General features: G+C 62.8%; 11 protein-coding genes. 6 read left to right on the forward strand and 5 right to left on the reverse strand.

Features of this window, described 5'->3' with window-relative positions; genetic code table 11:
• Positions 1-109 precede the first annotated feature (109 nt).
• A complete protein-coding gene (locus tag JCM7686_RS06660) occupies positions 110-1165 on the forward strand; it encodes a patatin-like phospholipase family protein (protein WP_020950089.1) in 1056 nt (351 codons plus the stop codon).
• Here the strand turns inward: JCM7686_RS06660 and JCM7686_RS06665 are convergent.
• From JCM7686_RS06665 to JCM7686_RS06685, 5 genes are all read right to left on the reverse strand, one after another.
• Positions 1126-1839 (reverse strand): DUF502 domain-containing protein, encoded by a 714-nt coding sequence (locus JCM7686_RS06665; RefSeq protein WP_020950090.1) that lies wholly within the window; start codon positions 1837-1839, stop codon positions 1126-1128. The genes JCM7686_RS06660 and JCM7686_RS06665 overlap by 40 nt on opposite strands.
• Positions 1840-1877: 38 nt before the next feature.
• Positions 1878-2795, reverse strand: a complete 918-nt coding sequence (locus tag JCM7686_RS06670; RefSeq protein WP_020950091.1) for a pseudouridine-5'-phosphate glycosidase — start codon at positions 2793-2795, stop codon at positions 1878-1880.
• Positions 2792-3685, reverse strand: a complete 894-nt coding sequence (locus JCM7686_RS06675) for a PfkB family carbohydrate kinase (RefSeq protein ID WP_041527186.1) — start codon at positions 3683-3685, stop codon at positions 2792-2794. Before JCM7686_RS06675 ends, JCM7686_RS06670 begins: the two co-directional genes overlap by 4 nt.
• A gap of 153 nt (positions 3686-3838) precedes the next feature.
• The gene (locus JCM7686_RS06680) at positions 3839-4612 is read right to left on the reverse strand and encodes a 5'-nucleotidase, lipoprotein e(P4) family (protein WP_051201627.1); all 774 of its coding nucleotides are present in this window, start codon (positions 4610-4612) and stop codon (positions 3839-3841) included.
• Positions 4613-4880: 268 nt separating this feature from the next.
• Entirely contained in the window at positions 4881-6023 is a 1143-nt protein-coding gene (locus tag JCM7686_RS06685) for a Hint domain-containing protein (protein ID WP_020950094.1), read from the reverse strand.
• 763 nt (positions 6024-6786) lie between these two features.
• Here JCM7686_RS06685 and JCM7686_RS06690 point away from each other — a divergent pair.
• From JCM7686_RS06690 to JCM7686_RS06710, 5 genes are read left to right on the forward strand one after another with little or no spacing between them, the layout of a single operon-like run.
• Positions 6787-8145 (forward strand): LLM class flavin-dependent oxidoreductase, encoded by a 1359-nt coding sequence (locus tag JCM7686_RS06690; RefSeq protein WP_020950095.1) that lies wholly within the window; start codon positions 6787-6789, stop codon positions 8143-8145.
• 8 nt (positions 8146-8153) lie between these two features.
• Positions 8154-9530, forward strand: a complete 1377-nt coding sequence (locus JCM7686_RS06695; protein ID WP_020950096.1) for an LLM class flavin-dependent oxidoreductase — start codon at positions 8154-8156, stop codon at positions 9528-9530.
• Positions 9527-11092, forward strand: a complete 1566-nt coding sequence (locus JCM7686_RS06700; RefSeq protein WP_020950097.1) for an ABC transporter substrate-binding protein — start codon at positions 9527-9529, stop codon at positions 11090-11092. The genes JCM7686_RS06695 and JCM7686_RS06700 overlap by 4 nt, the downstream gene beginning before the upstream one ends.
• 15 nt (positions 11093-11107) lie before the next feature.
• Entirely contained in the window at positions 11108-12367 is a 1260-nt protein-coding gene (locus tag JCM7686_RS06705) for an acyl-CoA dehydrogenase family protein (RefSeq protein WP_020950098.1), read from the forward strand.
• A gap of 30 nt (positions 12368-12397) precedes the next feature.
• Positions 12398-14008: an ABC transporter substrate-binding protein gene (locus JCM7686_RS06710; RefSeq protein WP_020950099.1), complete on the forward strand. Its 1611-nt coding sequence runs from the start codon at positions 12398-12400 to the stop codon at positions 14006-14008.
• The last annotated feature ends 10 nt before the right edge of the window (positions 14009-14018 follow it).

The raw sequence follows: 14018 nt of genomic DNA on the forward strand, positions 1-14018 counted from the left end.
CCACTGAACCCCGCCTCTGGCGGGGTTTTTGCTGCACTGCAGTGAACCGCGGCAAGTCTGCGGCGTTCGCTTCAAAGCAAACGCTTGCACGGCGGCGAAGGAGCGACGGATGGTCAGACGCATAAACCTAGCCCTGCAAGGGGGCGGCGCGCATGGCGCTTTTGCCTGGGGCGTGCTGGACCGCCTGCTCGAAGAGGACGAGATCGAGATCGCGGCGATCAGCGGCACCTCGGCGGGTGCGCTCAACGGGGCGGGGCTCAAAGCCGGGCTCTCGATCGGCGGCATCGAGGGGCGGCGCGCGGCGCGCGAAAACCTCGATTACATCTGGGGTCAGGTCGGCGAGGCCAGCGACAATCTCTTCATGCGCTGGGTCTATAGCGTCTTTCCGACCCCGCGCCATGTCCGGCGCCTGACCGAGTTCTTTTCGCCTGCCGCCTGGCTTGATCAGGTGACGCGGCTGGTCAGTCCCTATGATCTCGGCCCGTTTTACAGCAATCCCCTGACCGCGATCATCCGCGATATGCCGCATCCGAAGCTTGACCGCCCGGGCGGGCCCGAACTGTTCGTCTCGGCCACCAACGTCCGCACCGGCCGCATCCGGGTCTTTCGAGACGGTGAAATCACGATTTCCACGATCCTCGCCTCGGCCTGCCTGCCAACGATCTACAAGGCGATCGAGATCCACGATCCGACCACGGGCCGGCGCGAGGCCTATTGGGACGGCGGCTATAGCGGCAATCCGGCGCTGTTTCCGCTCTATCGCCCCGAGCTGCCGCGCGACATCGTCATAGTCGCGATCAATCCGATGACCCGCCACAAGCTGCCGCGGACGCCCGGTTCGATTCAGGATCGCATCAACGAAATCAGCTTTAACACCGCGCTGATGAGCGAGTTGCGCGCGATCAAATTCGTCAAAAGCCTTCATGCCGAAAAGCGGATGGAGGGGCGCGAGATGAAGAACCTCCTGATCCATATGATCAAGGACGAGCGGCTGATGAATGCGCTTGGGGCATCGACCAAGATGATGCCGGGGCCGGGACTTCTGGCCAAAATGCGCGAGGCGGGGCGGGCTGCGGCGGGGCGCTGGATCGCGGAAGGCCTCGATTGCGTCGGCGATCGCGACAGCTACGATCTGTCGTCGCTTTTCTCGCTCGAAGTCGGATAGACCAGCCCCGCCGAGATCACCAGCTTGGCCGCATCCTCGACGCTCATGTCCAGAAAGATCAGCTCGCGCTCGGCGACATAGATCAGAAAACCGGTGGTGGCGTTCGGCGTATTGGGCAGAAAGACCGAGAGAATGCGGTCGTCGATCCCATCGATATCGGTCAACTCGGCCCGCGCCGGGCCCGAGACCAGCCCGATCCGATAGGCACCCCGACGCGGATATTCGACCAGACAGGCGCGCTCGAACTTCTCGTCTCCGGGCGTCAGGATGGTTTCCGAGATCTGTTTCAGCCCGCCATAGATGCTGCGCACGATCGGCATACGGTCAACGATGGCCTCGGCATTGCGGATCATCGCGCGCCCGATATAGCCGCGCGCCAGCCAGCCGATCAGCATGGTGAAGGTGACGATAATGACGACGCCCAGCCCGCGCGGATTGACGCCCAGCCAATTGTCGGGGCGCCAGCGCAGCGGAATGAAGGGCATGACCCAGCCGTCAATCCAGCCGGTCAGCCACCAGATCAGCCAGAAGGTGACGCCGATCGGCACCAGCACCATGGCGCCGGTGAAGAAGGAGGAGCGCAGGCTCGCCAACACCCCGGTCGGGCTCCGGCGCTTGCGACGCCGGGGCGGGGCCAGATGAGGCAGCTCGTGTTTCGGACCTTTGCGTACCATGCCCTATGGTTAGAGGGCATTTGTAACGATTCAACCGCTTATGCGGTCTCGGCCTTGGCAATTTCCGCGGCGAGCCGCGCATTGTTCAACACAAGCGCAATATTGGCCTGAAGCGAGCGGCCCTTGGTCAGCTCGAAAATGCGCTGGAGCAAGAAGGGGGTGACCGCTTTGGCCGCGATCTTTTGCGTCTCGGCTTGGGCGAGGGCTTGCTCGACCACCGGGACCATCGTGGCGCGCGGGATCTCATCGGCTTCGGGGATCGGATTGACGATGAGCTGGCCGCCAACCAGACCAAGCTCGCGCCGCATCCGGGCGGCGGCGGCGATTTGGGCCGGGTCGTCAAAGCGCAGGGGCGCCTTCAGCCCGGAATCGCGCGACCAGAAGGCGGGCAGGGCGTCCTGACCGTAGGCGATGACCGGAACGCCAAGGGTTTCAAGGACTTCCAGCGTCTTTGCCAGATCGAGGATTGCCTTTGCACCCGCGCAAACCACCGTGACCGGGGTCAGAGCGAGCTCTTGCAGATCGGCGGAAATGTCGAAGCTGAATTCCGCCCCGCGATGGACGCCGCCAATGCCGCCCGTCGCAAAGACCCGGATCCCGGCCAGAGCGGCGGCGATCATCGTCGCGGCCACCGTGGTCGCGCCGGTGCGCTTGGCGACAAGGCAGGCGGCGAGATCGGCGCGCGAGAGTTTCATCACCTCGGCGGAAGGCGTCTCGGCCAGCGTCTCCAACTGATCGGTCTCAAGCCCGATATGGATGCGCCCGCCCATGACGGCGATGGTGGCGGGCACTGCGCCCGCAGCGCGCACCGTTGCCTCGACAGACCGCGCAACCTCAAGATTTTGCGGATAAGGCATGCCATGGGTGATAATCGTCGATTCCAGCGCGACAATCGGCTGGCCTGCGGCTTTGGCCGCGGCGACTTCCTTGGAATAGCTGAGGGGCAGGTCGGTCATGACGGGTCCTTTCCAGAAACATAATCGGCCGCGGCTGCGGTGGCGGTGACAAGAGCAAGATCGCGCGGCGCTCCGGCGCTTTCGGCTTTGACATGGGCGGCCAAAAGCCAGTCGCCTGCGCCGGTCAGTCGGCGGATCTCTACCGGATGCGGTGTGGCTGAATGGGTCGGCGCGGCGCGCATCGCCTCGGAGGCGGGATGGGGCCCGTCGGTCACGATCACCCGCTCGGCGCCGCGCGCAATCACTGCCTCGGCGGCCTCGGCGCTGGAGGCGGCGGGGCGCCCGGCGATGGCCTCGGCCTCGGCGCGGTTGAGATAAAAGAGCGTCCGGGGCCGCGTCAGCAGCGGGTCCAGCCGTGCCACTTTCGAGGGGCTGGCCGGGACGATCCGCAACACCGCCGCCTGAAGCGCGGGATCGCTGGCAAAGCCCGCGAGGACTTCGGCGGGCGGATTGCTGTCGAGGATGATCATGCCCTCGAACGGCGCCTTGGCCGATCCGAGCCGCCCGTCGCGCAAAGGAGCCAGTATCGCCTCACCCGCCGCTTCAAGCGCGCGGGCATCGGCGACGGCGGCGACGAGATTCAGGCTGTCCTCGATCGCCATATAGATGTCGGTTCCATCGCAATCACGGTGCAGATAGCGGCAAACGACGCCCTGCCGCTCAGCCTCGCGCACCAGCATATCGCCCGAGGAATCGCGCCCGACCGCGCCGAGAATGGCGGGGGAGAGCCCGTTTTTCGCCAAAGCCAGCGCGACATTCAGGGCGACTCCGCCCGGGCGCTGCACGATGATACCGGCATGATCGCCGCCCAGCTCTTGGCGCACCGGGCTGCGTCCGATCACATCCCAGAGCATGGCGCCGAGGCAGAGAATGCGGGGCCGTAACGTCATCGGAGGGCTCGCAGCGGTCACGTTATGCCCTTTGCATCGCATGGCGGACGGGCTTTGTCGATCGATTTGCCGTTTGCCCGGGCAGAGTTGCGGCACGCCGGGCAGGGCGATGAAAGGACTTCCCCGACCACAGCCGGGGAAATCCGGCAGATCTTATTTCTCGACCTGCATCGGCGCATCCCAGGCCTTCAGTTCGGATTTGCGCCAAGTGCCATAGGCCGAGTTCGGCAGCACGATCCAGTCGCGCCCGAAATGCTCGGCCTGTTCGGCCACGAGCTCGCGTTGCTTGTCGACCGGGACCTTGCTCACGAAATCCTCCGAGAAGTCATGCAAGGTGTCGCCGAGTTGCAGGACGACCTTGTAATCCTTCTGCACGGCGGCGCGACGCTCTTGCTTGGGCGGGCCGAGCAGCAGGACGGTGTCGTTCGAGACCTTGGGCAGACCCAGCTTTTCCAGCGTGGCGAGGGTCTGCGGCTTGTTCTCGTCATAGCGATCCGAGATGTAATAGATCGCGACGCCTTTCTCATCGGCATATTTGAAGAACTCAAGCGCGCCGGGGATCAAAGCCGGGTCGCCATCACGCTCCCAATGCTTCCAGGTGTCCCAGGTGGTGAAGTCGTGGCAAGCTTGCATGTCGCGCACGAGAAGGGCGCTGTTGTCGATGACGGTCTCGTCGAGATCGGTGATGACGGCGAGTTTTTCGTCCGGCTTGGCGGCGGCGAGCGCCTCGTCGAGCCGGATCCGGGCAAGCGCATAGGCCTGACGCTGGATCGCATCGACCTCGGCGGATTGCTGTTGATAGCGTAGTCCCATGGCATAGGCTTCCTGCGCGCAGAGCGTTTTGGCTTCCTCGGCCTGAGCCCCTGTCGCGCAAAGCGCCAGGACCGTGCAGGACAGCAATACGCCCTTGAGATTGGTTCTGATCACGTCGGTCTCCTCCCGTTTTTGCGTTGAAGCGGCCTCCTCCAGACCGCTTTCGCAAATGAGCACTATTCTGATTGACCAATCAATCAATTTCCGGTGGCCGGTTGTGGATCGTGTGATCTTGGTTGCGATCAAGGCCTTGCAGAAGGGCTTTGCCTTGAGGGAAAGGCCGTCATGGCCGGTTGGACGCGCGCCAAAGCGCAGAATCAGAAAGGGCCGGGGAAGCCCCAGCCCTTCTGGTCTTTGGCAGGTTTGGCAGGTTTGGCTTGCCTTACTGAACCAGGGCCTTGCCGTTTTGCGCGTGACGCACGGCAAGTTTGCGGCCCATTCGACCCGAGGCGAGCAGGCGCGCGCCGGTCGCAACCTCGCCCGGCGTGCGATGACGCAGCTCGGGGAAAAGCTGGAAGATCTCTTCGCAGGCCGCCGAGCCAAGTGACTTCAGAGCCTCGTCGCCGGTGTAGAGCGATTCCGTCTCCGCGCCATTCGACAGGACGATCTCGTGCTGATCGAAGAGGAAGTGGAAATACTCGACTTCGATCTGGTCCTCGACGATGTCGATCCCCTCGATCTGCAGCAGTTGTTTGGCTGCCACGAGGATTTCCTCGGCACCGAACATCTTGAGTGCGATGCGCGAGCGCACGAGAATGCGGTGTTGCGGCGAGACCAGCAGATCCTGCGTCGGTGAGTTCGCGCCAAGAGCACCGGCGCGGATGCGGATCGGGCGGATCGCTTCATTTTGCGCCAAAACGGTGCTGTCCAAGTGACGCGAGCCGATCCAGCGGATGGGCTGAAGCCCGTTGTCCTTGGTCCAGACCTGCACGCCCTCGATCAGATCCTCGACCGGCATGGAACCGAATTCGGTCTCTATCAGCGTGCCGCGCGCAAAGCAGGGGAAGCAATGCGGCGTGGTGTGGATCCCGGTTTCGCAAGGGTCGTAATTCCCGGGATTGTCCGAGAAGGTGACCGAGACGATCGGGTATTTATAGACATCAAGCTCCCATTGCGTGGTTTTGTCATTGTCCGGCGGCGGCAGCAGAAAAACATTGCCGTCGGAATCCTGCATGACATGCAGCGATTGCGTCACAGTATAAAGATTGCCGTCCGGAAGCTGAATCGTGATCGCGCAATTCGAGACCGTAAAGGAGGTGTTCACCGTGTAATCGGCGGAAACCCCATCGGTCGTGTAGCTGATCGTTTCCGGGCCACCCGAGGGAATGAAGCCGTCGCCATTGGTGTCATTCAGCGTGACGGCGGTCATATTTTGGAACAGCGGCTGGTCAGCCGAGCCGAAGCTTTTCCCGGCGGTTACCTCGACCGCAGCATCGGGTCCTTCGGTTGATTTGTCCGGATCCATATTCGGCATTTTGCCGAGAGAGATCATGCGCTCAATCGAGAAGACGGGCGTATCTGCCATATCGTTACCCACACATCAGAAACCGCGAAAAAACAGATGCGGTTATCGGTTCGCCGACTGATGTATGGGAGCAGGGCTGTCGCTGAACACAGCGCATCCCTCATGCCAAAACATGGCAAAATCAACTCTTTAACATCACTACGACAGCGGCACAGACAACGTGCCGATAGGGAAAGACTGCCGTCAGTTGCAGGGTTCCACAAGATTTAAATTTTTCGTGGAATTTTTCGCTGCGCAGTAGTGCAAAGATGCCGCATCACCTGATTGTAGCAGATTCGCGAAGCTTTTCTTACGCTTGGGCGCGTTAATTAAGATGCTCTTCCTTGAGTTGATGTCGCGGTTTGGTCACGCGCCTAACAAAAAAGACAGATCATCGCGCCGGTGAACGACAAATTCTGAGCTTTTAAAGATGGTTAATGGTCGCGCTCGCGCGTGGTCTTTGATCGCAGTTTAACGATTCTTCGCCGATGATTCGCGACCACCGACAACCTGAGCGGTGCGAATTGATAGGCCTCAAGGGCATTTGTTCCGTCGCTTCCGGCCCGATCCAACCCATAGGGAAAAAAATCGCGCCGTTTGCCAGCCCGGATGCGAACAGCAGCCTTGCTGCGACTCGGCAAGGATCTAGCCGCGCGATCATTCCCTTCTCGAACCTTCCAGCGAGAGGGCAGGATCTGCTCTGTGCGGCGATGAATTCGAAAGAGGCGCTCCCTCGACAAATGCTTAAACGTCTATCAACATTGTAGACGATTAGAGGTGAGCAATGACGCAGTTCCGTTCTTCCCGTTCCGAAATGTCCCTTGGCCTGTTCCTGCTGGGCGCGGGCCATCACATCGCCGCCTGGCGGCTGCCCGAAGCGCCGCCCAACGCGGCGGTGTCTTTCCCGCATTATCAAGCGATTGCGGCCGAGGCTGAGGCCGCGAAATTCGACGCGATCTTCTTTGCCGATTCCGCTTCGGTGCGCGATTTCGGGATTTCGCCGATTGATCGCGACGAGCGCTCGATCCGGCTGGAGCCGCTGACGCTGCTCTCGGCGCTCGCGGTCTCGACCGACCGGATCGGGCTGATCGCCACCGCCTCGACCACCTATAACGAGCCCTATAACCTCGCCCGCCGCTTTGCCTCCCTCGATCTTCTCAGCGGCGGGCGCGCGGGCTGGAATCTTGTCACCTCGGCCAATGCGCAGGACGGGCCGAACTTCTCGCTCGAGGCTCATCCCGAACATGGCGTGCGCTATGATCGGGCGCATGAATTCGAAGAGGTGGTGCGTGGTCTGTGGCACAGCTGGGAGGGCGAGGATGCTTTCCCGCTCGACAAGACGGGCGGCCAGATCTTCCGCCCCGAGGCGCTGCACCCGCTGAACCACAAGGGCGCGCATTTCGCGGTGCGCGGCCCGCTGTCGGTGCCGCCCTCGGCGCAGGGCCATCCGGTCATCATTCAGGCCGGGGCGTCCGAGGCCGGGCGCGACACCGCCGCGCGCACCGCCGAGGTGGTTTTCGCCGCGCATCAAAGCTTTGACGAGGCTTTCGCCTTTTATCAGGACGTGAAGCGCCGCTTGGCGGCTTACGGTCGCGCGCCTGAGGATCTGAAGATCCTGCCCGGCGTCTCGCCCTTCATCGGGCGCACGCGGGCCGAGGCGCAGGCGAGCTTTGATGAGTTGCAGGATCTTGTGACGCCTGAGGTCGGGTTGAAGCTTTTGCAGCCCTTCGCAGGCGGGCTCGACCTGCGCGATTACGATCTCGACGGGCCGCTGCCCGATCTGCCGGTGACGACCAATGCCATCGGTCGCCAAAAGTTGCTGGTCGATCTGGCGCGGCGCGAAAACCTGACGATCCGCCAACTTTACCTGCATATCGCCGGGGCGCGCGGCCATTGGCAGCTGATCGGGACGGCCTCGGAGATCGCGGGCGAGCTGGAGCATTATTTCAAAAACGGAGCGGCGGATGGGTTCAACATCATGCCGCCCGCGCTGCAGCGCTCGCTTGGCCCGATCACCGAGCTTTTGCTGCCCGAACTGCGCCGCCGTGGCCTCTTCCGCAAGGATTACACCGGCACGACCCTGCGCGAGCATCTGGGCCTTCGTCGCCCGGACTTGCCCGCTTTCCCCCAATTCGCCGCCTGAGAGGGACCATGACCCGTCGCAAACTCGCCCTTGGGGCCTTCCTTCATCCCTCCGGCCACCATGTCGCCGCCTGGCGCCACCCCGACGCGCGCCACGACGCCGGGATCAATCTGCGAAACTATATCCGGCTGGCCCGCGTGGCGGAGGCTGCGAAATTCGATCTGGTCTTTCTGGCCGATCAGATCGCCGTGCCTTCGGCCAATCTCGACTATGTCAGCCGCACCACCCGTGCGACCTATTTCGAGCCGCTGACGCTGATCTCGGCGCTGGCGGCGGCGACCGAGACGATCGGGCTGGTGGCGACGGTCTCGACCAGTTTCAACAGCCCCTATAATCTCGCGCGCTATTTCGCCTCGCTCGATCAGATCTCGGGCGGGCGGGCGGGGTGGAACCTTGTCACCTCGGGCTCGACGCTAGAGGGCGAGAATTTCGGCTCGGGCGAGGGCTATTACAACCACGCCAACCGCTACCGCCAAGCCGCCGAATTCGCCGATCTGGTGCGCGGGCTCTGGGACACGTTCGACGAGGGCGCGGTTCTGGATGATCGCGCCAGCGGGCAATATCTCGACGCGCGCAAGGTTCATGCGCTTGGCCATGCGGGCGAATTCTTCCGCGTGAAGGGCCCGCTTTCGGTGCCGCGCTCGGCGCAGGGCCAGCCGGTTCTGGTGCAGGCGGGCTCGTCTGACGCCGGTCGCGATCTGGCGGCGCGCTCGGCTGAGGTGATCTTCACCGCCCAGCCGACTTTGGCGCAGGCGCAGGAGTTCTACGGCGATGTGAAAACCCGCGCGCGCGCCTATGGTCGCGATCCCGAAAGCATCCGCATCCTGCCCGGCGTCTTCCCGGTCGTCGGGCGCAGCGAAGAGGAAGCGCGCGAGAAATTCCAGACCTTGCAGGATCTGGTCTCGCCCGAGGTTGGACGGGAATATCTGTCGATCCATCTCGGCGGGATTGATCTTTCTGCCTACGGCGACAGCGATCCGGTGCCGCAGATCGAGGTTTCGGGTCGCGGCCATGTCTCGCGCCCGCTTTTGCTTTTGCAAAAGGCACGCGAGCGCAATCTGACGATCCGCGAACTTTACCTCGAAATCGCAGGCGCGCGCGGGCATTGGCAGATCGTGGGCACGCCGCAGTCGATTGCCGATGAGCTCGAAGCCTATTTCACCCAAGGCGGCGCGGACGGCTTCAATATCATGCCGCCCTCGCCAACCGGGCTTGATGATTTCGTCGAGCTGGTTCTGCCCGAACTCCGCCGCCGTGGTCTGGTGCGCGACGATTACGAGGCCCGCACCCTGCGCGGCCATCTCGGCCTGACCCCGCCGGAAAACCGCTTTGCCGCGGCGGCCAAAGGTCAATTTCACCCACATACCGAAAAGGAAAGCGCATGAAGCTTTTTCCGCTCTCTTTCGCGGCGCTGGCGACGGCTGCGCTGCTCGCGCTGCCGGTTCAGGCCGAGCCGATCACCCTGAGCTGGGGCATTCCGGCCGAGGCCTCGGATATTCTGACTGCGAACACGACCTCGGGCACGGCGCAGCTTTTGGGCACCAAGGTCTTTGACGGGCTCCTGAGCTACAACGACGATCTGACGCCGAAGCCGCAGCTTGCGACCGTTTGGGATGTCAGCCCCGACGGCCTGACCTATCGCTTCACCCTGCGCGAGGGGGTGAAGTTCCATGACGGCACCCCGCTGACGCCGCAGGATGTCGCCTTCTCGATTAATTATCTCAAGGCCAACCACCCGCGCGGCAATGTCACCTTCAGCACGGTCGAGCGGATCGAGACGCCCGATGCCCATACGGTCGTCCTGCATCTGACCAAGCCGACGCCCTTCCTTCTGTCGGCGCTGGCTTCGGCAGAATCGCCGATCCTGCCCGAACATGTCTTTGCCGATGTGAAGCCCGGCCTGCCGCCGCCGGATGACAAGCTGATCGGCACCGGCCCCTATCGCTTCGTCAAATGGCAGCGTGGTGATTACATTATTTTCGAGAAAAACCCCGATTATTGGGACAAGGGCAAACCGGAGGTTGATCGTCTGGTCGGGCGCTTCATCACCGATGCCGCCAGCCGCAGCGCGGCTTTCGAGACCGGCGAAATCGCCTTTGGCGAGATCAATCCCGCCGAGGCGCAGCGCTTCAAGGATCAGCCGGGCTTTCAGGTGATCGAGCTGCCCAAGGCCTATAATGGCTCTCACGCGCAGCTTGCCTTCAACCTCGACCGCGAGCTTCCCCGCGACATCCACGTCCGCGAGGCCGTCTCGCATGCGATCGACGTGCCGCGCATTTTGGACACGGTCTATTATGGTGCGGGCACCGTCTCGCCGACCCCGATCATCCCCTCGAAAGGGATCTATCACGACGCGGATCTGGGGCCGTTTGACTATGACCCGAAAAAGGCCGAGGCGATCCTTGATGCGGCGGGCTATAAGCCCGGCCCCGACGGGTTCCGCTTCAAGATCGAGCTGGCGCTGAACGGCTATCACGATCCCCGCCTGGGCAGCTTCATCCAGCAATCCCTGCGCGAGATCGGCATTGACGCTTCGCTGCGCCTGAACGATCCGGCCGCCTATATCAAGCGCGTCTATACCGACCGTGACTTTGACTTCGCGATTGATTTCCTTGGCAATTACTTCGATCCGGCGGTGGGCGTGCAGCGCGTCTTCTGGTCGAAGTCGATCCGTCCCGGCGTGCCGTTCGTCAACCCATCGCATTACAGCAACCCCGAGGTTGACCGCCTGCTCGAAGCTGCCGCCGACGAGCCTGATCAGGCCAAACGGGTCGAACTCTACCGCCAGTTCCAAGAGATCATCCGCAAGGACCTTCCGGTCATCGACCTCCTGGACCCGCCGACCTTCTATCTCGTCTCGGACAAGGTCACCGGGCTTTTCAACAGCGCGCAGGCCCAATCCGGCAATTTCGCCGATCTGAAGCTCGCCACGCCCGGCAAGTCGTAAGCGAAGGACGCAGATATGGCCCATTTCATCGACGCTTTGCCGCCCACCCCGCGCTATGAGGCGATTGCCGGCCCCTTCCGCCCCTTTCTCGAAAGGGTCCGCGCCGAGGCGGTTCTACGCGAAGACAGCCACCGCCTGCTGCATCCCGAGATCGCCGAGGCGAACCGCCTTGGCCTGACCCGGCTGCGTCTGTCCGAGGCGCAGGGCGGGCTCGGGCTCGATCTGGTCGAATTTTTCGCCGTGGTGATCGAGCTTGGCGCGGCGGATCCGAACCTCGCCAATGCGTTGCGCGCACAGGCCGGCACGATTGAAGAGGTCGTGACCCAGCCAGATGGCGAATGGAGCGATTTCGTCATCGCCGAGCTCGGCTCGGGCAAGCTTGCGGGCAGCGGCGCGTCAGAAGTCGGCGGCGCGACCAACCGCAGCTATGAGACTGAGCTGCGCCCCGATGGCGCGGGCTATCTCCTCAATGGCCGGAAATATTACACGACTGGCGGGCTTTACGCGCAATATCTCAACACCTTCGCACTGACCCCCGAGGGCAAGACCGTGGCGATGATGGTGCCGACGGATGCGCCCGGCGTCACCGTGCTCGATGATTGGGACGGTTTCGGACAGCAGCTTTCGGCCTCGGGCACGGCGATTTTCGAAAATGTCCATGTCAGGCCCGAATGGGTGCGGCCCTTCCCGGACCGCTTCCCCCATGCGCTCGGCTTCTTCCAGCTTTACCATATCGCGACGCTCGCCGGGATCGCGCGCACGATTGCGCAAGAGACCTCGGATCTCGTGACCGCCCGGACGCGCAGCTATCTTGGCCGTTCGAATACCGAGCGCAGCGCCGATGATCCGCAGGTGCTGCAGGTGCTCGGACGGCTCGCCTCGATTGCTTATGTCACCCGCGCGGCGGTTCTGCAGGCCGCGACCGGCTTGCAGGCGGTTTACGCCGAAAGCCTGACCACCACCGATCCCGCCCGCCGCGATGCCTTAAGCGGAATCGGCGAATTGCATGTCAGCCAGACCGTGACCGTCGTCACCGATCTGGTCTTGGAGGCCGCGACCGTGCTCTTTGACACGCTTGGCGCTTCGGCGGCCAAGAAGGGCTACGGGCTCGACCGGCATTGGCGCAATGCGCGTACGCTGGCATCGCACAATCCCCGCATTTTCCACGACCGCAACATCGGCACCTATGCCGCGCGCGGTGTGCTTCCTGAAACCTTCCTGCCGCGCGCGAGCGATCCGGCGGTTCGCAAATTCCCCGTCGTCGCCAATGGCTAAGGCCGGGCGCGTCTCTTGAAAGCTCACGACATGACCCATTCCCTCTCGACCCCCTCGCGCCGCCAGTTCCTGCTTTCGGCCAGCGCCTTGGCTGCCGGTTCGCTGGCCGCATCGGTGCTGCCGCAAAAGCTGTGGGCGGCGAGCAACAAGACCGTGATCCTCGCGATCTCGGCCGAACCGCCCGCGCTTTCGGCGCTGGCCCATACGGCGGGGCCGATTGTCTCGGTCTCGGCCAAGGTGACCGAGGGGCTTCTGGCCTATGATTTCGACCTGAAGCCGGTGCCGCAGCTCGCGACCGCGTGGAGCGTCAGCGATGACGGGCTGACCTATGATTTCACCTTGCGCGAGGGCGTGAAATGGCACGACGGCCAGCCCTTCACCGCCGAGGATGTCGCCTGGTCGATCAAGACGATCAAGGAGGTCCACCCGCGCGGGCGCAACACGTTCCTCAACCTCGAGAGCATTGAGGTGGTCGATCCGCTTCATGTCCGGCTGCATCTGAAAAAACCTGCGCCTTTCCTGCTGGGCGCCTTGTCGGCCACGGAAACCGCGATTGTGCCCAAGCATATCTATGACGGCACCGATCCGCTGACCAATCCCGCGCAGGGCGCGCCGATCGGGACCGGGCCCTTCCGCTTCAAGGAATGGGCGAAGGGCAGCCATGTCGCCTATGAGCGCAATCCTGACTATTGGAACCCCGGCGAGCCCAAGGCCGATCAGCTGATCGTGCGCTTCATCACCGATCCGAATGCGCGCGGGATCGCGCTGGAAACCGGCGAGATCCATGCCGCGCCGAGCTCTCCGGTGCCTTTGTCCGAGGTCGAGCGTTACCGCGCTTTGCCAAACCTCGCCTTTGAAACGCGCGGCTATGAGGTCCAGAATGGCGTCGTCCGGCTGGAGTTCAACCTCGAGGATCCGGTCTTCAAGGATATCCGCGTGCGCCGCGCCGTCGCCCATGCGATCAACCGCGACGAGGTGCTCCAACTTGCGCATTTCGGCTATGGCGTGCCGCTCTACACGCCGGTCAACCCGAACCTCAAAAACTTCTTCGCCCCCGATCTGAAAAGCTATCCCTATGATCTGGACGCGGCGGGCAAGCTGCTCGATGAGGCGGGCTATCCGGCCGATGCCAATGGCGAGCGGCTGCGCGTGACGCTCGATCCGATGCTGCTCGACGATTTCTATAAGCGTGGCGGTGATTACATCAAACAGGCGCTCGATCGCATCGGCATCAAGGTCGATATCCGCAATCAGGATTATGCGACCTATGTGAAGCGCATCTATACCGACCGCGATTTCCAGTTCACCTATAACGGCATGTCGAACCTCTTTGACCCGACGGTCGGGGTGCAACGGCTTTATTGGTCGAAGAACTTCAAGCGCGGCGTGCCTTTCTCGAACGGCTCGGGCTACAGCAATCCGCAGGTCGATGCCTGGCTGGAAGAGGCCTCGGAAAGCACCGATCAGGCCCATCGCGGCGATCTCTGGCGCTTGATTCAGGCGCAGCTGCAAGAGGATGTGCCCTCGATCTATACGGTCGCGCCAAGCTATCACACCTTCGCTAACCGCGCGCTTGTGGGCCATACCGTCGATTCCGCCGGTCTGAACGCCAATCTGGCGCAGATCGAGCTCACGAGCTGAGGAGGGCGCG

It is taken from the genome of Paracoccus aminophilus JCM 7686 (assembly GCF_000444995.1).
Taxonomy (GTDB): Bacteria; Pseudomonadota; Alphaproteobacteria; order Rhodobacterales; family Rhodobacteraceae; genus Paracoccus; species Paracoccus aminophilus.

Coding starts and splice junctions, on each gene's coding strand:
- JCM7686_RS06705 (WP_020950098.1), top strand. CDS start 11,108: ATGGCCCATTTCATCGACGCTTTGCCGCCCACCCCGCGCTATGAGGCG.
- JCM7686_RS06690 (WP_020950095.1), top strand. CDS start 6,787: ATGACGCAGTTCCGTTCTTCCCGTTCCGAAATGTCCCTTGGCCTGTTC.
- JCM7686_RS06710 (WP_020950099.1), top strand. CDS start 12,398: ATGACCCATTCCCTCTCGACCCCCTCGCGCCGCCAGTTCCTGCTTTCG.
- JCM7686_RS06665 (WP_020950090.1), bottom strand. CDS start 1,839: ATGGTACGCAAAGGTCCGAAACACGAGCTGCCTCATCTGGCCCCGCCC.
- JCM7686_RS06670 (WP_020950091.1), bottom strand. CDS start 2,795: ATGACCGACCTGCCCCTCAGCTATTCCAAGGAAGTCGCCGCGGCCAAA.
- JCM7686_RS06660 (WP_020950089.1), top strand. CDS start 110: ATGGTCAGACGCATAAACCTAGCCCTGCAAGGGGGCGGCGCGCATGGC.
- JCM7686_RS06695 (WP_020950096.1), top strand. CDS start 8,154: ATGACCCGTCGCAAACTCGCCCTTGGGGCCTTCCTTCATCCCTCCGGC.
- JCM7686_RS06700 (WP_020950097.1), top strand. CDS start 9,527: ATGAAGCTTTTTCCGCTCTCTTTCGCGGCGCTGGCGACGGCTGCGCTG.
- JCM7686_RS06675 (WP_041527186.1), bottom strand. CDS start 3,685: ATGACGTTACGGCCCCGCATTCTCTGCCTCGGCGCCATGCTCTGGGAT.
- JCM7686_RS06685 (WP_020950094.1), bottom strand. CDS start 6,023: ATGGCAGATACGCCCGTCTTCTCGATTGAGCGCATGATCTCTCTCGGC.